Annotated in this window: 17 protein-coding genes and 1 tRNA gene; 14 read left to right on the forward strand and 4 right to left on the reverse strand. The window is 60.8% G+C overall.

Going from position 1 to position 22103, the window contains the following annotated elements; translation table 11 throughout:
• Window positions 1-21 precede the first annotated feature (21 nt).
• From ychF to MHK00_RS02400, 4 genes are all read left to right on the forward strand, one after another.
• The gene (gene ychF, locus MHK00_RS02385) at window positions 22-1107 is read left to right on the forward strand and encodes a redox-regulated ATPase YchF (RefSeq protein WP_179386300.1); all 1086 of its coding nucleotides are present in this window, start codon (window positions 22-24) and stop codon (window positions 1105-1107) included.
• Window positions 1108-1237: 130 nt separating this feature from the next.
• Entirely contained in the window at window positions 1238-1771 is a 534-nt protein-coding gene (locus tag MHK00_RS02390) for a type 1 glutamine amidotransferase domain-containing protein (protein ID WP_250410236.1), read from the forward strand.
• 226 nt (window positions 1772-1997) lie between these two features.
• On the forward strand, window positions 1998-2909 hold the full coding sequence (locus MHK00_RS02395) for a cation diffusion facilitator family transporter (RefSeq protein ID WP_250410237.1): 912 nt from the start codon (window positions 1998-2000) through the stop codon (window positions 2907-2909).
• A gap of 513 nt (window positions 2910-3422) precedes the next feature.
• Complete coding sequence (locus MHK00_RS02400; RefSeq protein WP_250410238.1) at window positions 3423-4352, forward strand: PRC and DUF2382 domain-containing protein; 930 nt, start codon at window positions 3423-3425, stop codon at window positions 4350-4352.
• A 69-nt stretch (window positions 4353-4421) separates the two neighbouring features.
• Here MHK00_RS02400 and MHK00_RS02405 read toward each other — a convergent pair whose 3' ends face one another.
• Complete coding sequence (locus MHK00_RS02405) at window positions 4422-5783, reverse strand: dicarboxylate/amino acid:cation symporter (RefSeq protein WP_250410239.1); 1362 nt, start codon at window positions 5781-5783, stop codon at window positions 4422-4424.
• 281 nt (window positions 5784-6064) lie between these two features.
• Here MHK00_RS02405 and MHK00_RS02410 point away from each other — a divergent pair, with 281 nt between their 5' ends.
• The 5 genes from MHK00_RS02410 (at window position 6065) to nrfD (ending at window position 13408) form a co-directional block, all read left to right on the forward strand.
• On the forward strand, window positions 6065-7147 hold the full coding sequence (locus MHK00_RS02410; RefSeq protein WP_250410240.1) for a thermonuclease family protein: 1083 nt from the start codon (window positions 6065-6067) through the stop codon (window positions 7145-7147).
• A 188-nt stretch (window positions 7148-7335) separates the two neighbouring features.
• Window positions 7336-7923: a pyroglutamyl-peptidase I gene (pcp, locus tag MHK00_RS02415; RefSeq protein WP_150850994.1), complete on the forward strand. Its 588-nt coding sequence runs from the start codon at window positions 7336-7338 to the stop codon at window positions 7921-7923.
• A gap of 47 nt (window positions 7924-7970) precedes the next feature.
• On the forward strand, window positions 7971-11237 hold the full coding sequence (fdnG, locus tag MHK00_RS02420; protein WP_250410241.1) for a formate dehydrogenase-N subunit alpha: 3267 nt from the start codon (window positions 7971-7973) through the stop codon (window positions 11235-11237).
• Window positions 11238-12296: a 4Fe-4S dicluster domain-containing protein gene (locus tag MHK00_RS02425; RefSeq protein WP_150851389.1), complete on the forward strand. Its 1059-nt coding sequence runs from the start codon at window positions 11238-11240 to the stop codon at window positions 12294-12296.
• The gene (nrfD, locus tag MHK00_RS02430) at window positions 12293-13408 is read left to right on the forward strand and encodes an NrfD/PsrC family molybdoenzyme membrane anchor subunit (RefSeq protein WP_250410242.1); all 1116 of its coding nucleotides are present in this window, start codon (window positions 12293-12295) and stop codon (window positions 13406-13408) included. Before MHK00_RS02425 ends, nrfD begins: the two co-directional genes overlap by 4 nt.
• On the opposite strand, the gene MHK00_RS02435 is transcribed toward nrfD, so the two are convergent.
• Entirely contained in the window at window positions 13405-13584 is a 180-nt protein-coding gene (locus tag MHK00_RS02435; protein WP_250410243.1) for a hypothetical protein, read from the reverse strand. The two genes, nrfD and MHK00_RS02435, sit on opposite strands and share 4 nt — an antisense overlap.
• A gap of 63 nt (window positions 13585-13647) precedes the next feature.
• Window positions 13648-14631, reverse strand: coding sequence for a selenide, water dikinase SelD (gene selD / locus MHK00_RS02440; RefSeq protein ID WP_250410244.1), 984 nt, complete (start codon window positions 14629-14631; stop codon window positions 13648-13650).
• Window positions 14632-14801: 170 nt separating this feature from the next.
• Between selD and MHK00_RS02445 the strand changes: the two genes are divergently transcribed.
• From MHK00_RS02445 to selB, 3 genes are all read left to right on the forward strand, one after another.
• Window positions 14802-14896: transfer RNA gene (locus MHK00_RS02445), tRNA-Sec, on the forward strand.
• Window positions 14897-14921: 25 nt separating this feature from the next.
• Window positions 14922-16238 (forward strand): L-seryl-tRNA(Sec) selenium transferase, encoded by a 1317-nt coding sequence (gene selA, locus MHK00_RS02450; RefSeq protein WP_366512256.1) that lies wholly within the window; start codon window positions 14922-14924, stop codon window positions 16236-16238.
• The gene (selB, locus tag MHK00_RS02455; protein ID WP_250410245.1) at window positions 16239-18011 is read left to right on the forward strand and encodes a selenocysteine-specific translation elongation factor; all 1773 of its coding nucleotides are present in this window, start codon (window positions 16239-16241) and stop codon (window positions 18009-18011) included.
• Window positions 18012-18038: 27 nt separating this feature from the next.
• Here the strand turns inward: selB and MHK00_RS02460 are convergent, their stop codons facing one another.
• Window positions 18039-19124, reverse strand: a complete 1086-nt coding sequence (locus MHK00_RS02460; protein ID WP_250410246.1) for a hypothetical protein — start codon at window positions 19122-19124, stop codon at window positions 18039-18041.
• A gap of 194 nt (window positions 19125-19318) precedes the next feature.
• Between MHK00_RS02460 and MHK00_RS02465 the strand changes: the two genes are divergently transcribed.
• Together MHK00_RS02465 and zupT are read left to right on the forward strand one after the other, a co-directional pair.
• Entirely contained in the window at window positions 19319-21256 is a 1938-nt protein-coding gene (locus MHK00_RS02465; protein ID WP_436232060.1) for a BCCT family transporter, read from the forward strand.
• 34 nt (window positions 21257-21290) lie between these two features.
• Complete coding sequence (zupT, locus tag MHK00_RS02470) at window positions 21291-22088, forward strand: zinc transporter ZupT (RefSeq protein ID WP_150851315.1); 798 nt, start codon at window positions 21291-21293, stop codon at window positions 22086-22088.
• Window positions 22089-22103 lie beyond the last annotated feature (15 nt).

A 22103-nucleotide genomic window follows, 5' to 3' on the forward strand; every position in this document is an offset into this window, starting at 1 on the left:
GGGTGCGTTAGGATTGGCCCCGTGAGTCTTACACTAGGAATCGTCGGCCTGCCCAATGTGGGCAAGTCCACTTTGTTTAATGCCCTGACCCGTTCCGAGATCCTGGCGGCGAACTACCCGTTTGCCACCATCGAGCCCAACGTGGGCCTGGTGGAGCTGCCGGATTCCCGCCTGACCCAACTGGCGGAGATGTTTAACTCTGAGCGCATCCTGCCTGCCACTGTGTCCTTCGTGGACATCGCCGGCATCGTCTCCGGCGCTTCGCAGGGTGAAGGTATGGGCAACGCCTTCCTAGCCAATATCCGCGAGGCAGACGCCATTTGCCAGGTAGTGCGCGCCTTTTCTGATGACAATGTCATTCACGTCGATGGCAAGGTGGACCCGCGCAACGATATCTCCGTTATTAATACCGAGCTCATTCTTGCGGACCTCCAGACCATCGAAAAGGCCCTGCCGCGCCTAGAAAAGGATGCGCGCAAGAATAAGGATTTGGCCGCCGAGGTGGAAGCAACCAAGAAGGCCCAGGAGATTCTGGAAGATGATCGCACCCTCTTCGCCGCAGCGAAGGAGGGCGAGATTGACCTCGCCCTCGTGCGCGATCTGCACCTGATGACCGCGAAGCCCTTCCTCTATGTCTTTAACTCGGATGAAGCAGTGCTTACCGACGACGCTAAGAAGGAAGAACTCCGCCAGCTCGTCGCCCCAGCTGAGGCCGTATTCCTCGATGCGCAGACCGAAACCGAGTTGCTCGAGCTAGAAGAAGACGAAGCCCGCGAGTTGCTCGAGGCCGTAGGCCAAGATGAGCCGGGTCTAGCCACCCTGGCTAAGGCAGGTTTTGCCACCCTGGGCCTGCAGACCTACCTCACTGCCGGGGAGAAGGAGGCCCGCGCCTGGACCATCAAGCAGGGCTCTGCCGCACCGCAGGCCGCTGGTGTCATCCACACCGACTTTGAAAAGAAGTTCATTAAGGCCGAGATCGTTTCTTTCGATGACCTTGTAGCCGCCGGCTCCATGGCCGAGGCTCGTGCGCATGGCAAGGTCCGCCAAGAGGGTAAGGACTACATCATGCAGGACGGCGACGTGTGCGACTTTAAGATCGGCGGCTAATTCCACTCCGCTGTGAACCGGCCCTTTGTCAGAGGGAGAAGGCGCCGCCCACTCGCGCCCAAGAGAAGGTAGCGAAGACGAAACTTCGGCGTTACTGTGGGCGGCGTACCCGAACAAAGGAGGCTGCAACATGGCTGAACTAGAGAATAAGACCATTGCTATCATCGCTACCGATGGCTTCGAAGACTCCGAGTTGACCTCCCCGCTAGAGGCCGTGAAGAACGCCGGCGCTACCGTGCGTGTCCTCGCTCCAAAGGCCGGCACCATTACCGGCAAAAACGGCACGGAGATTTCCGTAGACGCCGCTACCGGCGACTCCACTGGCGAGTCTTTCGACGGCATTATTCTGCCTGGCGGTACCGATAACGCCGACCTCATCCGCTTGGATAAGGCCGCGGTGGAAATCGTGCGCAACCACATGAGCAAGGATCTGCCGCTCGGCGCTATCTGCCACGGTGCTTGGATCCTGGCTGATGCTGAAGCCCTCAAGGGCCGCGCCCTGACGTCCTTCCCGTCCCTGCAGACCGACCTGCGCAATGCAGGTGCCACCTGGGTAGATGAGGAAGTTCACTGCGACCAGGGCTTGGTCTCCTCCCGCACTCCAGATGACCTGCCAGCCTTTAACGCCAAGCTGGTAGAAGAGTTTGCAGAGGGCCAGCACTAAAGCTTCACGAATTCAAGCCACGGGAGTTTCCCGTGGCTTTTTCGATCTTGCGCCGGTGTCACCTGCCCTATAAAGTTGGGGTTTCCTGAAGGGGAGTAGTTCCCTCGGTTAATTCTGAGATGACTGGTCGACATACTGGCGTTTAGCCCGGCCAGCCAGCGCCCGCAGTGCCCGCGGCCGTGAACGAGACCTTCGGTCCGCAACCGAACCGAAGGGAGAAGTGACTATGTCCTCCATGGGCTCAGAACAGCGCATTCTTGAGCGCTTCATGCAGCTATCCATCGCCGCCGCAGTGGCTACCATCCTCCTCAAGGCCTTGGCCGCGTGGTTTACGGGCTCGGTGGGCTTCCTCTCCGATGCCTTCGAATCCATCGTGAATCTCGTCGCGGCCGTCGCCGGCTTTTATGCCCTCCGGATTGCCTCTAAGCCGGCCGACGATAACCACCAGTTTGGCCACGGCAAAGCCGAGTACGTCTCCGCCTTGGTAGAGGGTGCAATGATTTTTATTGCGGCCGGCATGATCGTGTACACGGCGATCCACCGCTTCTTTGTTCCGCAGCCGATTGAAGAGCCAGGCTGGGGCTTGGCGTTGTCAACGCTTTCGTCCGTGCTCAACGGCGCGGTGGGCATCGCGCTCATCCGTGCAGGTAAGCGCTACCGGTCTGCCACCTTGGATGCGGATGGGCACCATTTGCTTACCGACGTCTGGACTTCCGTCGGCGTCCTTATAGGCATCGCCGCCGTATTCCTTACTGGTTGGTGGTGGCTGGATCCTGTAGTGGCGCTTGCAGTGGGCATCAATATCTTGTGGACGGGCTATAGCCTCCTGCGCGATTCGGTGAGTAGCCTACTTTCTGAGGCGCTTCCCGACGACGAGCGTCAGAACATTAGGCAGCTCCTAGCTCGGCTGGAGCAGGAACACTCGGTAAACTTCACGGATCGTCGCACCGTGGCCTCTGGCCGCCAGCGGTTGGTGTACCTGACCATGGAGGTGCCAGGGGAGTGGAGCGTCATGCACTCTCACGAGGTTGCAGACTCAGTGGAAATTGCCCTCGACGAGCTGTACCCAGGCTGCAGTGCGTTCATTCATGTGGAACCAGCCGGCCTGGAAAATCGACGCCCGTACCTATTCCGCTAAGACTTAATCTTCTCAGCTTCCTGCCGACCACTGTGGTGTATGCGCACTAGACCAATATGTGTGTAGGCCCGTTCGGGTGTACGGGCCTGTGTATCGCCTGTGGATACTGGGAGAAAAAGTACACCCTCGTTAAAGAATCCTGTGGGGTAGTTGTTACCGCATTTCGGGGTGTGGTGAGCAGTGGACGATTTGGAGATCGTGAAGGGGTGTGTCTAGGGCGTTGCGGGCGAGAGAATCGACATCCGGTTTCCTCAATTCGGGTGCTTATGGTGCAGATTTTCCAATGTTATAGAACTGTTACCAACCGTTCTGAGCTGCATGAAGCTTGGCTTTGGTGAACAAAATCGAGAAAAATCTCCGCTATCGGTCGAAAAATTTTGAATTCTCCGTATGGTGGTTGTCACAGCAATCAATTGGAGATTTTCACCCCCACACTCCACGTGGCGGGGTTAGAAAATGTCCTTTTGTTTGGTTGAAGATAGCTATACCAATAGCAGAAAGGATTTACTGACAATGGGTAAGAACATTAAGGACCTTTTTAACGCAACCGCATACGACAAGGACGGCGAGAAGCTGGGCGACGTTAACGAGGTATTCGTTGATGACCAGTCCGGCCAGCCTACCTTCGTTGAGGTTAACCACGGCCTGTTCGGCATGAACTCCAGCCTGGTTCCGCTGCGTGGCCACGACTTCTCCGGCGATGACCTGAAGCTGGGCTTCTCCAAGGACCGCATCAAGGATGCTCCGGACTTCGACTCCGATAAGCCGCTGACCCCTGAGGCACAGTCCGATATCTTCAAGCACTACGGTCTGGATAACGCACACGACGTTACCGACTACAAGGATTCCAACCTTGACTCCAAGCGCGACGCTCAGGCTGGCGCTGACAAGGAGCACAACCTGACCGCAGGTGCCGGCGCTGCTGGTGCTGGCGCAGGTGTTGCAGGTGCAGGCGTTGCTGGTGCACACGCTGACGAGAAGAAGGCAGCCACCCACACCACCGACGCCGCTGCTACCGAGCGCAAGGCTGACGTAGCTGACAACGCTGCAGCTGCACGCACCAACAACGATGGCGAGCTCATCCGTTCCGAGGAGCAGCTCAACGTCAACAAGGAGCGCGTGGCTACCGGTGAGGCTCGCCTGCGCAAGTACGTTGTGACCGACACCGAGACCGTTGAGGTTCCGGTTGAGCGTGAAGAGGTTAGCGTCGAGCGCACCCCGATCAGCGCTGAGGATGCCAAGAACTACAACGGCACCATCTCCGGTGACTCCGAGGAAGCTTCCGTCACCCTGCACGAGGAGCGCGTAAACGTGAACAAGGAAACCGTTCCGGTTGAGAAGATCAACCTGAAGAAGGACACCGTTCGCGACACCGAGACTCACACCGAGGAGCTGCGCAAGGAGCAGATCGACACCGATGGTGTTGACGGCCTCAAGAAGTAAAAGCGCATAGCTAAACGCCCGCAAGGAATACCTTGCGGGCGTTTCTTTTGCCTTATTTAGGAGACTGGTTTAAGCCTTGACGCCGATAGCCTCAGCCGAGTCAGAATCCATAATGTCCTTGACGCCGTTCTCGGCAGCATCCCAGGTTGCCTTGTCCTGGATGCCGGCGCGCTTAGCCACGATGGTGGCGCACAGCACCTGTCCGGTGACGTTCAGTGCGGTACGGCCCATGTCAATGATCGGCTCGATGGCAAGCAGGAGACCAACACCGGCCAGCGGCAGGCCGAGCGTGGAAAGCGTGAGGGTGAGCATCACCGTTGCGCCGGTGGTGCCTGCGGTAGCGGCGGAACCGATCACGGACACGAAGATGATGAGCAGGTACTGGGTGAAGTCAAGGTCGATGCCATAGAACTGGGAGACGAAGATGGCAGCGATGGCTGGGTATACGGAAGCGCAGCCATCCATCTTGGTAGTTGCGCCCAGCGGAATAGCAAAGGAAGCGTACTCGGAGGGAACGCCCATAGCCTTTTCGCTGAAACGCTCGGTAGCTGGCATGACGCCCATCGAAGAACGGGTGACAAAGCCCAGGGAGGTCACAGGCCATACGCGCTTGAAGAAACCAATGACCGGGATCTTGTTGAACTTCAGCACTGCCGGGTAGACCACGGCAAATACCAGGCCCATGCCGACGTACATGGCCAAGACGAACTTGCCCAGCGAGCCTAGTGCGTCCCAGCCGTAGGTAGCTACGGCCTTACCAATGAGGGCCGCGGTGCCAATCGGGGCAAGGCGAATAATCCACCACAGGATGACCTGAATGACCTTCAGGAAGGACTCGGTAAAGCGCAGGAAAGGCTCAGCAGACTTGCCAGTCTTGACGGCGGCGATACCAATGGCCAGCGAAATGACGAGGAGCTGGAGGGCACCAAAGCTGAGGGATACTTCGCCATCGGAAAGCGAGGCGGAAAGGCCCATGAAGTTCTGGGGCAGAAGCTGCTCAAAGAACGCGGTCCACGAGCCGACGTGGGAAGGATCCTGCGCGGTGGCAGCATCGATGCTCGTGCCGATGCCCGGCTTCATCACGACGGCGACGATGATGCCCGTCAAGACGGAGAAGAATGCGGTGATGGCAAACCACACAAGCGTGGAAATTGCCAGGGACGCGGCGTTGGCGACCTTGCGCAGGTTAGCGACGGAGGTAACAACAGCGGCGAAGATCAGTGGCGGGATCATCACCTTGAGCAGCTGGACGTAGGCGCTGCCGACGCCCGTGAGCAGGGTGGTCAACCAGCCCGGGTTATCTGGGTCGGTATCCATGCCGGAGGCAATGAAGCCCAGGATAAGGCCGATGATGAGGCCCGCGATGACCTGAGCACCGAATCCCGTGGCCCAGCCGGGAAGCTTGGAGCGCGAAGATTCTTGTTGAGACATAAAGATTCCTTTGAAAATAGAAATGGACAGATCGGACTATTTTCCAGATACTGTCCTGTTCAACTTCAACATCGCTCAGCTTATTCCTTCTGCGTCCATAGGCACAAAGTGCGAGTTATATGCAGTGGCCGCAACCTCATCCTTCGCGCTCACGGAGAGGTGGTTTTGTGCTTGCTTTTCGACGCCGGTGAGCGCGAAGGGAAGGGACCTTGAACTACCACGTGTGTCCCATTGCTAACTTTAGATAGCTACTCTCTCTATCTTTCTCAGGAGGAACATTCATGGGCTGGGTTAAACCTCTCGTTGGCATTTTCGCAGTTGGCGCAGTGGCTTCCGTTGCTTTAGGCGGCGGTGATGAAGATACTGTGGTGGTCAACCGAGTGATCGATGGCGACACCATTGACGTCGACATAGACGGCGAAAATACCCGCGTCCGGCTACTTAATATTGATACGCCGGAGATCGGCCATAACGGCGAACCGAGTGAGTGCCTCGCGGAGGAAGCGAAGCAGTACCTGGAAGGACGGCTGCCAAAGGGGACGGAGGTTCGATTGGAATATGACTCCGAGCGGACTGACAAGTATGGCCGCACTCTTGCCGGTGTGTTTATTGACGATGACTTCATTAACGCGGATGTCGCGGCCGAAGGGCTGGCTACGGCGGTTGTATTTGGCGGAAACGACAAGTTTTACGACGAAGTGCACAATGCCGAACGCGGCCCTAAAGACGCCGGCGAAGGGATCTTTGGGGTCTCAGACGAGTGCAAGGTTTCCAGCGATAAGAACATGGCCGAGGCGGTTAGCGGCGCTGAAGCTGCAGCGGCAGCATTTGCAGCTTCCGGGGAAGCTGATATTGCAGGGTACGAGGATGTACTGGACAAGTCAGCAGCTGCGAAGGCCGGATTGGCGGTTCTGACTCGCCACAAAGATGATCGAAGCACCTTCCAGAAAGCAGCGTATCCGGATGCTCCCAAGGAGATTGCCGCGAAGAAGGAACGCGAGCTTGAGGGGGAGGAGAAACAAGCCCGCGAAGGGCTCGAGAAGTTGGAGGAGAAAGAGCGGGAGGAAGAGAAGCGTGAAAAGGAGCGCCAGGAAGAAGAACGCCGCCGTGCAGAGCAGCGGCAAGAAGAGATTCATCAGCAGGAGCACTACGCGCCGGAAGTAGAGGTAGCGGAGCAGCCAACGCACGATGAGGTGGCTGATTACCAAGCCCCCGAGCAGCAGCCGGCACCTCAGCCGGCGCCGGTGGTCGATAACTACACCGGGTGCCGAGCTTATGGCGGAAACTATGCCTTGACGTCCGTGGATAAGAAAGGGCGTTCCTACGCGAAGATCGACTGCACTACGAAGCAACAGATTGGTTAGGCAGCCTGCCCTTCGCGCTCACGGGCAGGGCCCTGAGTGCTTTGAGTATGGCTCCCGGTGAGCGTGAGGGGAGGGGGAGAATCTGGCGTACACCCTTGCTGCTCACCGGGGCCAAGGGGAAGCGCCATTTAGGTGCTGCCGGTGAGCGCGAAGGGCGGGAGTGTCCCGGAATCTGGAATACTGGCAGCATGAAAATCCTCGTAACCGCATTTGACGCTTTCGGCGGAGAGAGCATCAACCCCACGGAACGAGCTCTTCAGCAACTACCGGATCGCATTGGAGACGCGGAGCTCATCAAGCTGGTGATCCCGACGAAGTTCGGGGAATCGCTGCGTCGGACGATTGAGGCCGCGGAGGGTTCGGCGGTCGATGCAATTGTATCTTTGGGCCAGGCCGGTGGGCGGGCGCATATCACCCCGGAGCGGGTCGCGATTAACGTTATGGATGCCGATATTCCTGATAATGCGGGTTATCAGCCGGTGGATGTACCGGTTGTGGAAGGGGGCCCGGCGGCATACTTCTCTACGCTGCCGGTAAAGGAAATGGTTGCGGCGATGGAGGATATTCCGGCGCGGTTGTCGAATACGGCCGGAACTTTCGTGTGTAACCAGCTGCTCTATGGTCTCTTGCATCACTTCGCGGGCACCGGGATAAGCGCCGGATTTGTCCACGTCCCATTCATTACAGAACAGGAGAAACCGGATAAGCCCATGATGGAGCTGGCGGAGATCGTTGAGGGGATCGAGCGGGCACTCTGGGCGGTGCAAGCTAGTTAGGGTAGCCTTTGTGGCTTTTTTAACCGGCAAAATATAGATTAAAGGACATGTCTCGCTTTAGCCCTCTCAACTGGCCGGTTGTGCGCCAGCTGCGCAGTGGCGATCCCTTCGGCAGGGACGTCAATACGCAGTCTCAAAAGAGTAAAGATAAGCATGGGCGCACCGTGGAAGCAGACCGCGTGGTGCAGTCGGTGTGCCCGTACTGTGCGGTTGGTTGCTCGCAGCGCGTGTATGTCAAAGATGACCGCGTCATCCAGGTGGAGGGCGATCCGGATTCGCCTATTTCCCGTGGGCGCCTGTGCCCTAAGGGATCCGCGTCGGAGCAGTTGATCAACTCCGCTACGCGCTTGACCAAGATTAAGTATCGTGCGCCGCACTCTACGGAGTGGCAGGACCTTGATGAAGATACCGCGATGGAGATGATTGCGGATCGTTTCTTGGAGGCCCGCCGCAACGGTTGGCAGGATGTGGACGATGAAGGTCGTGTGCTCAACCGCACGATGGGCATCGCCGGTTTGGGCGGTGCGACCTTGGATAATGAGGAAAATTACCTCATTAAGAAGCTATTTACCGCCGCTGGTGCGATTCAGCTCGAGAACCAGGCGCGCATATGACACTCCGCCACTGTTCCTAGTCTAGGAACTTCGTTTGGCCGCGGCGGCGCAACCCAACCGCTGCAGGATATGGCGAATGCGGACTGCATCGTCATTGAGGGTTCTAACATGGCCGAGTGTCACCCAGTGGGATTCCAGTGGGTGGTGGAAGCCAAGAAGCGTGGTGCCCGCATCATTCACGTGGATCCGCGTTATACGCGCACGTCTGCCTTTGCGAATCGCCACATCGGCATTCGCGGCGGCACGGACGTGGTGCTTTTGGGCGCAGTCATTAACTACCTGCTGGACAACGAGCTGTACTTCCACGACTACGTGGTGGCGTATACCAATGCGCCGATGATCATCTCGGAGGACTACCAGGACACCGAGGATTTAGACGGCCTGTTCTCTGGTTATGACCCAGAGACTGGTAAGTACGTCACGGATTCGTGGCAGTACGTACAGAAGCCGGAGGGCGCGTCGTGGAATGTGGAACGTGATGAGACGCTAGAGCATCCGAATTCGGTCTTCCAGATTCTCAAGCGGCACTATGCGCGCTATACGCCTGAGGTAGTGGAGGAGACCTGCGGTATCGCGCAGGAAGACTTCTATTACTTAGCGGAGTCGATCGCGCAGAATTCCACGCCGGACCGCACCACCTGCTTTGCCTATGCCTTGGGCTTTACCCAGCACACCCTGGGTGCGCAGTTCATCCGTACCGCGGCCATCTTGCAGCTGCTCACCGGCAATGTGGGTCGCCCAGGTTCGGGCATTATGGCGCTGCGCGGTCACGCCTCGATTCAGGGCTCTACCGATATCCCGACGTTGTTCCACTCGTTGCCGGGGTACTTGCCCATGCCGAGCGTCGATAAGCAAAGCTGGCCAGAGTTCGTTGATGGAATCCGTAATGAGTCGCAGAAGGGCTTTTGGCAGATTGGTGAGAACTACGCGGTCTCGCTGATGAAGTCCTATTGGGGCGATGCGGCAACCAAGGACAATGGATGGGGCTATGACCTCATGCCGCGCATTTCTGGTGCGCATTCGACCTATGAAACGCTCATGGCCATGCTGGATGAGCAGGTGGAAGGCTACTTTGTGTTTGGCCAGAACCCGGCCGTGGCACAGTCCAACGGCGGTATGCAACGCCGTGGCTTGGCGGCGCTGAAGTGGCTGGTCGTACGCGATTTCCAGGAGATTGAGACCGCCTCCTTCTGGAAGGATTCGCCGGAGATTAAAAACGGCGAGCTTAAGACCGAAGACATCGGCACCGAGGTCTTCCTGATGCCGGCGGCCACCCACGTGGAAAAGGCAGGAACCTTTACCCAGACGCAGCGCATGTTGCAGTGGCGTTTCCAGGCAGCCCCACCGCCAGGGGATGCCAAGAGTGACCTCTGGTTCTTCTACCAGCTGGGCAAGAAGATCAAGGAGCGCCTGCGCGATTCCACCGATCCGCGAGATATTCCTCTGCAGAAGGTCACGTGGGACTATGTGGAAACCGAGGAAGGCGAGCCGAATTCTGAGGACGTCCTCAAGGAGATCAACGGCTACTACCTAGAGGGCCCGAAGAAGGGCGAGCTTTTGCCTGCCTTCGTGGAGATGAAGAATGACGGCAGCACCTCGGGCGGTTGCTGGATCTATACCGGCGTGTTTAAGGACGGCATTAATCAGTCCGCGCGCAAGGTACCGGGGTCGGAGCAAAACGAGGTAGCTCCCGAGTGGGGTTGGGTATGGCCGGCCAACCGTCGCCTGCTCTACAACCGTGCTTCGGCGAAGCCGGACGGCACTCCGTGGTCGGAGCGCAAGAAGTATGTGTGGTGGGACGCTGACCAGGGTCAATGGGTTGGCGATGACGTGCCGGACTTCCCGGCTACCAAGGCCCCGGACTACAAGGCTCCGGTCGACGCCGTGGGCCCGGACGCCCTCGATGGCACCGATGCCTTCATTATGCAGGCAGATGGCCGCGGTTGGCTCTTTGCACCGACCGGGCTTTCCGACGGCCCATTGCCCACCCACTATGAGCCGCACGAGTCCCCGGTGCACAACGTGCTGTACAAGCAGCAGCAGTCGCCGACGCGCCTGACCATTAAGCGCCCAGACAACCTGTCGCGCCCAGAACCTGGCGAGCCGGGCTCCGAGGTGTTCCCGTTTGTCTTTTCCACCTATCGCCTCACCGAGATGTATACCTCGGGTGCGATGTCGCGCCGCCTGCCGTATTTGGCGGAGCTGCAGCCGGGCCTTTTCTGCGAGGTCGATAAGGCCTTGGCAGAAAAGCGTGGCTTGGAAAACGGCAAGTGGGCCACCATCGTCTCGCCGCGCGGCGTGATTGAGGCACAGGTCTTGGTCACTGACCGCATGCAGATGATGAAGATCAACGGTGAGGAGTTCCACCAGATCGGCTTGCCGTATCACTATGGCGAGTCCGATTCCACGGCCGTTGCAGGCGATGGCGCCAATGATCTGCTGGGCCTTACGCTGGAGCCGAACGTATTCATCCAGAATTCCAAGATCGGCGCCTGCGATATCCAGCCGGGCCGTCGCCCGCGCGGCGAGGCTCGTGTGGAGATGCTCAAGGAATATCAGAAGCGCGCGCACCTGAACCTGGATTCCGGCAATGATCTGCTCACCGTGGATGATTCCTTCACCTATAACCCAGAGCCGCAGCAGCCCGCGGATGTGGATGAGCACGGCGAAAAGGGCGAGGAAAGCGAAGAAGGTAAGTAAATGACAAATCTTCTGACCGAAAACGCCAGCCGGCATGGCTACGACAAGTACCGCCGCATGGCCTTTTTCACCGACACTTCCGTGTGTATCGGGTGTAAGGCCTGCGAGGTGGCGTGCAAGGAGTGGAACCGCAACCCGGTAGAAGGCTATGACGTCACGGGTGATTCCTATGACAACACCGGCGCACTGGGAGCAAATACCTGGCGGCACGTGGCCTTTGTGGAGCAAAACAATGACCGCATCGAGCAAGCCCGCGAGGAGGGCAAGAATCTCATTTCCCTGGGTATGCCCTCGGTAGGGGCGCAGGCCCCAGAGGTTGATACCACCCCGCCGGATACGGATACGTTCCGGTGGCTCATGTCCTCGGACGTGTGTAAGCACTGCACGCATGCGGGCTGCTTGGACGTGTGTCCTACCGGCGCGCTGTTCCGCACCGAGTTTGGCACCGTTGTGGTCCAAGATGATGTGTGCAATGGCTGCGGTACCTGCGTGGCCGGCTGCCCGTTTGGCGTCATCGAGCGCCGCGATGACGGCGGTGTGGCGCTGAAGTACGACAAGACGGCCACGGTGGATTACGTGGATAATTCCCATGCCGGCGTGAACGTGCTGAAAAAGCTTAAGCAGCTTGCCCCGCAGGGGCCGGACCACACGCCAGGCGAGTCGATGCCGATTAAGAATTTGGGTGTGGCCCAAAAGTGCACCATGTGCTACGACCGCCTGAAGCAGGGAGAGCAGCCAGCATGTTCTAAGACCTGTCCTACCGATTCCATTCAGTTCGGCCCGTACGAGGAGATGCTGGCCGCAGCCAAGGAACGCGTGCGCGTATTGCACGAGCAAGGCCTTACTGAGGCCCGCCTTTACGGCGCCAACCAAGACGATGGCGTGGGCGGAACCGGCTCCATCTTCCTGCTTTTGGATTCACCTGAGGTCTACGGTTTGCCGCCGGATCCGCGCGTGCCGACGGCCGATTTGCCGCAGATGTATAAGACCGCAGCCAAGGCTATCGGCGGCATGGCGCTGGCCGTGGCCGGTTCCTTCCTGATTGGGGGACGCAAATGAGCAACTTTGATGAGTACCGCCCACCGCAGCCGGAGCGCCGCAATCGCTACCGGAAGTTCGACGGTACAAAGCCGAAGAAGAAGCGGAAGCGGCCGGGCGCCGGCGCGCAGGACGGCTCCAAAGAGGAGCGCATGGCGCAGGACTTCGAGTTCTCGTCTTACTACGGCCGACCTGTGGTGAAGGCTCCGCCGTGGGAATGGCCTATCGGCGCCTACTTCTTTCTGGGCGGTGTGAGCGGTGGCTCGGGACTCTTGGCCGCTGGTGCACAGGCCGTGGGCAATGCGCCGCTGCGTCGCACCACGCGGATCTCTGCCTTTGGCGCGGCGGCCGTGGGATCGGTCTTTTTGATTCTGGATTTGGGCCGCCCGGAACGCGCATTGAACATGTTCCGCGTCTTCAAGGTGACCTCGCCAATGTCCATGGGCTCGTGGATTTTGTCGGGCTTTGCCAGCGCGGCCGCGCTGCCTGCCGCCGCGGAAGTGGACGCGGCGACTGGCCACAAGCTGCCGCTGCCGAAATTCGTGCGCACGGCGCTGAAGAAGTCGGCCGGGCCGGCGGGCGCGGTCGCGGGTGTACTCGGTGGTCCGCTCGCAGGCTATACCGCGGTATTGCTGTCCAATACCTCGAACCCGGTGTGGAATGACATGAAAAAACACCTGCCGTATGTCTTCGTTTCCTCGGCAGGTGCGGCGTCGTCAGGCCTGGCTATGGTGACCACTCCGGTCGAGCACGCGGGACCGGCCCGTGTGTTGGGCATGGCCGCTGCAGCAAGTGATCTGGCAGCGACCAAGGTGCTGGAGGAAGGCATGGAGCCGGAGCCGCGCGAAGCTCTGCACCAGGGTAAGCCGGGCGCGTTGATGAAGGCTTCGGAATACTTCATCGCGGCAGGCGGCCTCGGTAGCGCGGTGGCTGCGGTGACGAAGTCGCGGGCAGTCTCGGTGGCTGCGGGGCTATCGCTCTTGGCAGGCTCGGCGTGCACGCGCTTTGGCGTGCTCAACGCCGGCTTGGAATCGGTGAAGAACCCGGAGACCACCATCGGGCCGCAGAAGCGCCGGGCGGAAAAGCGCCGGCGCGAGCAGGGCCTCGACCACGATGTGGTGAGCCCGGACTAGTCCAGGTCCTGCAGGGCGGGGGCGAGCTCCGCGCCGATGTCTTCCATGCGTTGTTGCTCGGCCGCGGAGCCGCGGCCATCACGGTGGAGGTAGTAGTTCAGCAGCTCTAAGCAGCGCTGTGCCGCCTCGTCGGAGTCATCGGGGCAGACGGGTGCACCCTCGGACGAGCACCCCACCAGCCCTGCCGCCGCAGGGGAGGTGGCGGCAAAGGCTAGGAGATGGGGGTTCCTCGCTGCACTTTAGGCCTTGATATAGGCATCGCCGGTGCGCTCGGTGGTATGGCCGATGACGGGGTAGCCGGGCACCTCGCCGATGAGGAGGAGGCCGCCGGAAGTCTGGGCGTCGGCAAGCAGCACCAGCTCCTCCTCGCTTAAGGAGGTATCGAGGTGTGGGCGCACCCAGTCCAGGTTGCGGCGGGAGCCGCCGGGAATGAAGCCCTCGGCCAGCGCCTCCTTTGCGCCTTCGACGGTGGGCACGGCGGAAAAGTCGAGCTCCGCGGCGATGCCGGAGGCGCGGCACATCTTGTACAGGTGGCCGAGCAACCCGAAGCCGGTGACATCCGTGGCGGCACGCACGCCCGCCTCCACCGCGGCGCGGGCGGCCTCGCGGTTCAAGGTGGTCATGGAATCAACCGCGGCCTGGGAGACCTCGCCGGTGGCCTTGTGCTTGTTGTTGAGGATGCCCACGCCAATGGGCTTGGTCAGGGTGATGGGCAGGCCGGGTTCGGCGGCGTCGTTGCGCATGAGCTTGTCGGGGGCCACGATGCCGGTAGCTGCCATACCGTAGAGCGGCTCGGGCGCGGTGATGGAATGGCCGCCCGTTACGGAGATGCCGGCCTCGGTGGCTATATCCATGCCGCCGCGCAGGACCTCGCGCAGCACGTCCAGACCAAGCTTCTCATTGGGCCAGCCCACCAGGTTAATGGCGGTAATCGGGGTGCCACCCATGGCATAGACATCAGACAGCGCATTGGACGCGGCCACCCGTCCCCAGTCATAAGGGTCATTGAGCATGGGCGTAAAAAAGTCCGCGGTGGAGATAACCGCCAGACCATCTTGAATCTTTACGGCCGCGGCATCATCGCCATCGTCCAAACCAACGAGCACGTTGGGGTCGGCCTTACCAATGAGGCCTTCGACGGCGGATTCCAACTGTCCAGCGGGAATCTTGCAGGCGCAGCCGCCACCAGCCGCGAAAGAGGTGAGCTTAATATCTTCGGTCATACGGCTATTTTACTAGTTCTACGGGAGCCCCTTGCTGCGTATTAGCGGGGAATAATGCGCAGCAAAGGAATCTCCTCGGGCGCCGCAGGAGCCATCGTGGCGCACCGCGGTGAATGTAGCGTCTGGTAGGTGTCTCGGTACCGAGGAATGCCCGTGTAAGGTGAGCACACGGAGGCGTACGTGTCCTGGTGGGCGCCCCGGTCTTCAAAACCGGTGAGGCCGAGCATCTCGGTCTGGCAGGTTCGATTCCTGTCCGTCTCCGCCACCCGCGCGCAAGGAGGAATGCCACAGTGCCCACGCCCACGCCTGCTGCCAGCCCGGATCCCCGCAGGAATATCCCCCGCATGGACGAGCTGCTCCAGCTGCCGGAGGTAGAATCCGCGCGCCAGCGCCTAGCCGAGCACACCATCCGCGCGATTATCCAGGGCGCAGTCACCCAAGCGCGCCGCGGTCAGCTGCCGGTCAGCGATATACCCGCAGAAATTGCGCAGCGCCTGGAACAAAAGAATGCGCATTCCCTGCACCCAGTCATTAACGCCACCGGCGTCATCATTCATACGAACTTAGGGCGTGCCCCGCTTCCCAGCGCCGCGGTAGAGGCCCTGCACGCCGCTGCCTCCTATACAGATGTAGAAATGGACTTGGGCTCGGGCAAGCGATCCAGAAATCGCGGCGCCGGAGCCACGGCCGCGCTGCTCGCAGCCTGCCCCGGTGCAGAAGATGCCCTCGTGGTCAATAACGGCGCCAGCGCCTTGCTCCTGGCCACCGCTGCACTCGCCCCCGGCAAAGAGGTCATCATCTCGCGCGGCGAGCTCATCGAGATCGGAGCTGGCTTTCGCCTGCCCGAGCTCATCGAGTCCACGGCCACGCGCCTTAAAGAAATTGGGGCGACTAATCGCACGCACCTGGCCGACTACGAGCGCGCGCTGAGCGATAACACTGGCGCCATCTTGAAGGTGCACCCTTCCAATTTCCGCATCGAGGGGTTTACTTCCGCAGTCGGGGTAGAGGAACTGCACCGCCTAGCGGTGGAGCACGATACGCGACTCATCGTGGACTTGGGCTCCGGCCTGCTCACCCATGACCCGGCGCTGCCAGAAGAACCAGATATCCAGGCCCAGCTGCGCGCCGGCGCCGATATCGTCATAGCCTCTGGCGATAAGCTACTTGGCGGCCCGCAGGCAGGAATCTTGCTCGGCACCAAGGAGGCGATTGCCGCGGTAAAGAAGCACCCGCTCGCGCGTGCGGTGCGCATAGATAAGCTGCGCCTCAACGCGCTGGAGGCGGCCATTTCGACGCCCTCGAATGCGGTGCAGGACGCCCTCCACCTCGATCCTCAGACCCACCGCGAGCGCACGGAAACCATCGCGCAGGCAGTTGGGGCAGAAGTGGTGCCTCATGATGGCCGCGTGGGCGGTGGCGGGGCGCCTGAATACCCGTTGCCGGGCTTCGCGGTGAGCCTGCCCGAGCGCTATGCGGACGCGCTGCGCCGCCAGAACCCGCCCGTGGTAGGCCGCGTGCATCAGGGCCGCTGTTTGGTGGATATTCGCTGCGTTCCTGCCGACCACGACGCTGCGGTTATTGCCGCTATTAAGGCGGTGGGCTAGGTGTACGTCGTCGCCACTGCCGGTCATGTGGACCACGGCAAGTCCACCCTGGTCCGGGCCCTCACGGAGATGGACCCGGACCGGTGGGAGGAAGAAAAGCGCCGCGGGCTTACCATTGATTTGGGGTTTGCCTGGACCACACTGCCTTCTGGCGCGGATGTGGCTTTCGTAGATGTGCCCGGACATGAAAAATTCTTGGGCAATATGCTCGCCGGCGTGGGCCCAGCCCCAGTCGTCCTCTTTGTGGTCGCGGCCGATGAGGGATGGCAGGCCCAGTCCACCGACCACCGCGATGCCTTGCGCGCGCTGGGAGTAGAGCACGGCATTATTGCGCTCACTCGCAGCGACCGCGCCACCGTGGACCGGACCGCAGAAATCCGGACGCAGCTGGCCGGCACCCCGCTTGCCGACGCCCCCATTGTCCCCGTATCCGCCCCGACCGGCGACGGCATTGCGGAGCTGCGGCAGGCGCTCGATGGGATCCTCGCTGCAGTGCCCGTTCCCGATGCGCAGGCGCCCGTGCGCCTGTGGGTGGACCGCGCCTTTAGCGTGAAGGGCGCGGGCACCGTGGTGACCGGAACGCTTGCCGCGGGCACCCTGCGCGTGGGCGATAGCCTTAAGGTGGCCACGGCCGGTGGGGAAAGGGACGTGGAAGTCCGCGGCCTGCATAGTGAAAATCGCGCGCAGGATTCACTCGGCCCCGTCACCCGCGCGGCTGTCAACCTGCGTGGGGCGGATGCCGCCGATATCCACCGCGGCGATGTGCTGCTTACCCCGGGTGCGTGGCGCCTAGTGGACCACCTTGATGTCCGTCGCACCTTTGGCGCGGAGCTCGATGGTCTGCCCGATAACCTCGTCGTGCACACCGGTACCGCCGGGGTAGAGGCCCACCTGCGTCCCTTGTCTGCCGATTTCGCGCGCATCAGCCTGGCACACCCGCTGCCGCTGCGGCTCCTTGATCGTTTCGTAGTGCGCAGCCCTGGCGGCCGGCACGTCGTCGCTGGGGTAGAGGCAGTAGATCTGCGCCCGCCGGAGCTTAACCGGCGCGGTGACGCCCGCCGCCGCGCAGAAGAGCTCAGCGCCCAGGACTCTTTCCGCGATCCCGCCTCCTACCTGCGCCGCGTCGGCTTCGCCCGTGTGGATGACTTAGCCCGCGACGGCTTTATTACCGCAGCGCCGCCGCAAGGCATTATCGCTTTCCGCGACTGGTGGATTGCGGCCTCCCAGGTAACTCGGTGGAAGCACGCGCTTACCGACGCCCTGCAAGCCCACGCTGCTGCACATCCCCTGGCACCGGGAATGCCCCGCAAAGCAGCCTTGGATGCCCTCGGCCTGCAAGAAGAAGGCTTGCTGGGCCTTGCCATCGCGGCTACGAAGGCGGAAAGCAGTGAGGGAGTGTTGCGCTTTCCCGGGCAGCGGGCGGACCTCGGTGCGGCGGAGCGCGGGGTCGCTGCCATCGAGGAAAGGCTTAAGGTAGAACCTTTTGCGGCACCCGAGGCAGATGACCTCACGGAGCTGGGCTTGGGCACAAAGGAGCTTGCCGCCGCCGAGCGCGCCGGGCGCCTTCTGCGCCTCAAGCAGGGAATCGTGCTCTTGCCCTCGGCACCGGAGGAGGCGCGCCGGCGCCTTAGCGTACTGGAGCAACCCTTTACGCTTTCGGCAGCCCGTAAAGCGCTGGGCACCACGCGACGGGTAGCCATCCCGCTGCTGGAATACCTCGACGCCCAGCGGATTACGCGCCGCGGCGACGGGGGCCAACGCACCCTGCGCTAACGAGGCCATCGTGGCCGGTCATCGCACCTATTTACGGTGATTGCCCCCACGGTGGTGAGAGGTTTCGCGGGCCACGCGCCGGGCCCGCACGCGCGCGGATTCGGAGGAAAAGCGGCCCGGTTCTTCGGCTACCGGCAGCGCACGCCAGCTGAAATTCTGATCGCCCGGGATGGAGGAGACCAACTCCGCCAGCTTGGCGCTGGCCTGCGGTTGTTGTGATTGCTCATTGTGCTGCTGAGCTGGCGCATCTGGCTCAGCGGGTGCAGGCGGCTGGGCCTGTGGCCCTTTCGGGCGGCGTGAGCCGGTGGGCAGCGCCGTGACGATGTCCTCGCCGGCAAGCGTGTGCTCCCAGACCTCGGGCTGTGCGGGCGCGGCGGCGGGCGCAGCAGTGGGAATCGCAGGCTGGGGTGCGGGCACGCGCAGCGGTGGAACAGCGGGGGAGAAGAGCTCCGTGGTGGTGGCCTCATCGGCGGGGATATCGACGGCAAGCATGCCGTGGCTCGCGTAGGCGCGGGCGGAAAGGCCCGCTCCAGAACCGCTGGCCGCGGCGAATGCGGCGCGCAGTCCGGGGAGCGCGGCACTGTCACCGAGGGGACCGAGAACCGTATCGTCGCAGGTCGCCACCGCGGTGCCGGCAAGGTCGTCCAGTGTGACGAAAAATTGCTGCGTGCCCATCTGCTCAAGCTGGGCGGGCGATAGGTCGCCGGCGGCGGCATCGATTAGCACGCCTCGTCCGCCGGCGAGCAGCGCGGTTCCTTGCAGTTGGTCATTGACCGGCACCATCCAGGGCCACAGGCCCAGTGACACGGCAACCTCGACCTGGCCGTCAATTACCTCCACGGTGGCGATGGTTTGTGGCTGTGCGGAGGAGGCCTTCAATCGCTCCAAGGCGGGATACTCCGCCGCCTCGACCTCGTCCAGAAACCCCAAGAAGCCGAAGTCCGAGCGTACGCGCCAGCCGTTGGTGTAGGTATCGGGTTCTAGGGAGACGTCGACAAGCGCAGCGTGCTCTGCCACGCCGGGGATACTCAATGCGGTGCCCACCACTGGGTGCTCGAGGACCGCAACATGCTCCACGCCGAAGTAACTAGTCGCGAGCGGGTAAAGCGCCATAGAACGTCACTCCCAAGGTTAAAGGCCGGTAAACAATGCGTAGCTCATTTTACGCATAAGGGGGATAGGGCTGACGCCAGCTTTATATCCAGCGAGTTTTTATTAATGTATAGACAGCTCTCTTAAAAGTGAAACCCGGAAAACAGAATAGGAGTAGACCCATCTCTTCTTCATCGTCTTCCTCATCCCGCCCTGTGCGTGGGGTAAATAGCTCGGAGGAAAGCAAAAAGCGCACCCGCAACGCCAAGCGCATCTTAAAGGACATTATGTACCCGCATAATATCCACCCCGCGCTGGTGCCGGGCGTCTCCATTGAGGACCAGAAAGTCAAGTACGGCGTGGACAAGCCGATCCTCTTTGTAGTCGGCGGACTGGTCGTCGCCTTCGTAATCTGGGGTGTGATTGCGCCCGAGCAGGTCTTCGATTCTTCTTCGACAGCGCTCGATTGGGTGATGCGTAACTTGGGCTGGATCTTTACCGCCCTGGCGACGTTCCTGATGTTCTTGCTCATCATCTTGGCGTTTTCGAAGTACGGCAAAATCCCTCTCGGGCTAGATGGGGAGAAGCCGGAATTTTCCACGGTGAGCTGGGCCGCGATGCTCTTTGGTGCCGGCATTGGCATCGGCATTATCTTCTTCGGCCCCTTCGAGCCGCTGAGCTACTACCTTTCGCCGCGCCCTGGTGCCTATGAGGCTGCGAGCGATGAAGCGGTGCTGGGCGCCATGGCGCAGGCAGCCATGCACTGGGGCTTTAATGCCTGGGCAATTTACGCCATCGTGGGCCTGTGCGTGGCCTACGTCTCCTTCCGCCGCGGCCGCGTGCCGCTGATGAGCTCCATCCTGATGCCGCTCTTTGGCAATCGCTCCTCTGATTCCCTGCCCGCGCGCATCATCGATGGCCTGGCCATTATTGCCACTCTCTTCGGCACCGCCGCCACGCTGGGCATCGGTGCGCTGCAGATCGGCCGCGGCGTGGAATTGGTTAGCGGCTGGTCTACCACCGGCAATGCTGCGGCGCTGGTGATCATCGTGGTGCTGTCCATCGGAACGATCTTCTCGGCCGTCTCCGGCGTGGCCAAGGGCATTCGGTGGCTCTCTAATATCAACCTGGTGCTGGCCATGGCGCTGGCCTTGTTCTTTTTCGTTGTGGGACCGACCGCCTTCTTGGCCAATATGCTGCCGGCCGTGGTGATTGAATATCTCGATGAAATGCCGCAGATGCTCTCTGCCAATATGGGCGAGGGGGAAGATATGGTTGCGTTCCTGTCCTCCTGGACCACCTTCTACTGGGCCTGGTGGGTATCTTGGTCGCCGTTTGTGGGTGTTTTCGTAGCCAAGATTTCCCGCGGGCGTACCATCCGCCAGTTCGTGCTTGGCGTGCTGCTTATTCCCTCCGCCATCATTGTTGCCGCTTTTACCATCCTGGGCGGTACCACCATTTGGCTGCAGCGCCGCGATGGCGATATCGCCCCAGATGGCACTATTGATTCCATGCCGGCGGCAGAAGACATCTTTTTCAAGGTCTTGGACCATTTCCCGGGAGCGGAGTGGATGGCGCCCATCGTCATCATCATGCTGGTGGTCTTCTTCATTACCACGGCTGACTCCGCGTCCATTGTGAATTCGCAGCTCACCCAGCGCGGCAACCCCAAGCCCAACCCGGCAGTAACGGTCTTTTGGGTGGTATGTATGGCTGGCATTGCCGTGGTCATTTTGCTTGCCGGTGGCCGTAATGCGCTGCAGGGCCTGCAGAACCTTATTACGGTGACGGCCCTGCCTTTCGCGGTCATCATCGTGCTCATGTGCATCGCGTTGGTGCGTGAGCTGCGCCATGATCCTGCCTCCATCCGTCATTTCTACGAGGACGAAGCGGTCTCTAATGCGATCGTGCGGGGCGTGCGCGATTATGGCGATAACTTTGCCCTGTCTATCGAGCCGACAGACGGCGACTACGCAACGGGCGCGCACTTTAACTCCACTGCAGCAGAGGTGACCGATTGGTACGCGCGCACGGACGAAGAGGGCCGCGCCGTGGGCTATGACTATGAGGCAGGCGAGTATGTGGACAACGATCCATCTATCAAGAATGGCGAGTTCATCTCTCCGGTACCGGAAGATAAGGAAGAAAATTAATACTTGACAATTATTGGCTGGTAGGGTGCCAGCTATGACTTTTAGTACCTTTGCCTTTGCCTTCGCCTTGGTGCTGCTGTCGGGTCTATCGACCTCGATTGGCGGCGCTTTGGCGGTGGGAAGGCGCCAGCCGGGGCCGGCTTTTATGGCCGCTGCACTGGGGCTTTCGGCCGGCGTGATGCTGTATGTCTCCTTTATGGAGATCCTGCCGGAAGGCATTGCGCAGCTTTCCGACGCCCTCGGCGAGGAAACCACCGGCACCTGGGCCGCCGTCGGGGCGTTCTTTGCTGGCATCGCCGTCATCGCCATCATTGACCGGCTCGTGCCGGAGGAGATTAACCCCCATGAGCCGGCCACCACGGCCGAAGAAGCCCGCCGCAAAAAGCTAATGAAAACCGGCGTATTTACCGCCTGCGCGCTGGGCCTGCACAATTTCCCCGAGGGGTTTGCCACCTTCCTATCCGGCCTGGATTCTAAGGAAGTTGCGGTGCCGGTGGCGGTGGCCATCGCCATTCACAATATCCCGGAAGGCATTGCGGTGGCTGTTCCGCTGCGCGAGGCCACTGGCTCCCGCAAGAAGGCCTTTTGGTGGGCCACCTTGTCTGGCCTGGCCGAGCCGCTCGGCGCGCTCATCGGCTTCGGCCTTCTTATGCCGGTCATTGGGCCGGCGACGATGGGTATTAGTTTCGCCGCCATCGCCGGCATTATGGTCTTCATCTCGCTGGATGAGCTATTGCCCACCGCTGAGGAGACCGGCGAGCACCATCACGCTATCTACGGCTTGATTGCCGGCATGGCCGTGATGGCGGTTTCGCTGATGCTATTTATGTAGCCGGCTATGCAGCCG

This window comes from Corynebacterium tuberculostearicum (genome assembly GCF_022347385.1).
GTDB lineage: Bacteria > Actinomycetota > Actinomycetes > Mycobacteriales > Mycobacteriaceae > Corynebacterium > Corynebacterium tuberculostearicum_M.

What these genes read in the sequence shown, in the direction of transcription:
- MHK00_RS02460 (WP_250410246.1), bottom strand. Translation starts at nt 19,124, where the DNA reads ATGGCGCTTTACCCGCTCGCGACTAGTTACTTCGGCGTGGAGCATGTT.
- MHK00_RS02405 (WP_250410239.1), bottom strand. Translation starts at nt 5,783, where the DNA reads ATGTCTCAACAAGAATCTTCGCGCTCCAAGCTTCCCGGCTGGGCCACG.
- MHK00_RS02425 (WP_150851389.1), top strand. Translation starts at nt 11,238, where the DNA reads ATGACAAATCTTCTGACCGAAAACGCCAGCCGGCATGGCTACGACAAG.
- pcp (WP_150850994.1), top strand. Translation starts at nt 7,336, where the DNA reads ATGAAAATCCTCGTAACCGCATTTGACGCTTTCGGCGGAGAGAGCATC.
- MHK00_RS02400 (WP_250410238.1), top strand. Translation starts at nt 3,423, where the DNA reads ATGGGTAAGAACATTAAGGACCTTTTTAACGCAACCGCATACGACAAG.
- MHK00_RS02390 (WP_250410236.1), top strand. Translation starts at nt 1,238, where the DNA reads ATGGCTGAACTAGAGAATAAGACCATTGCTATCATCGCTACCGATGGC.
- selD (WP_250410244.1), bottom strand. Translation starts at nt 14,631, where the DNA reads ATGACCGAAGATATTAAGCTCACCTCTTTCGCGGCTGGTGGCGGCTGC.
- MHK00_RS02395 (WP_250410237.1), top strand. Translation starts at nt 1,998, where the DNA reads ATGTCCTCCATGGGCTCAGAACAGCGCATTCTTGAGCGCTTCATGCAG.
- zupT (WP_150851315.1), top strand. Translation starts at nt 21,291, where the DNA reads ATGACTTTTAGTACCTTTGCCTTTGCCTTCGCCTTGGTGCTGCTGTCG.
- nrfD (WP_250410242.1), top strand. Translation starts at nt 12,293, where the DNA reads ATGAGCAACTTTGATGAGTACCGCCCACCGCAGCCGGAGCGCCGCAAT.
- MHK00_RS02410 (WP_250410240.1), top strand. Translation starts at nt 6,065, where the DNA reads ATGGGCTGGGTTAAACCTCTCGTTGGCATTTTCGCAGTTGGCGCAGTG.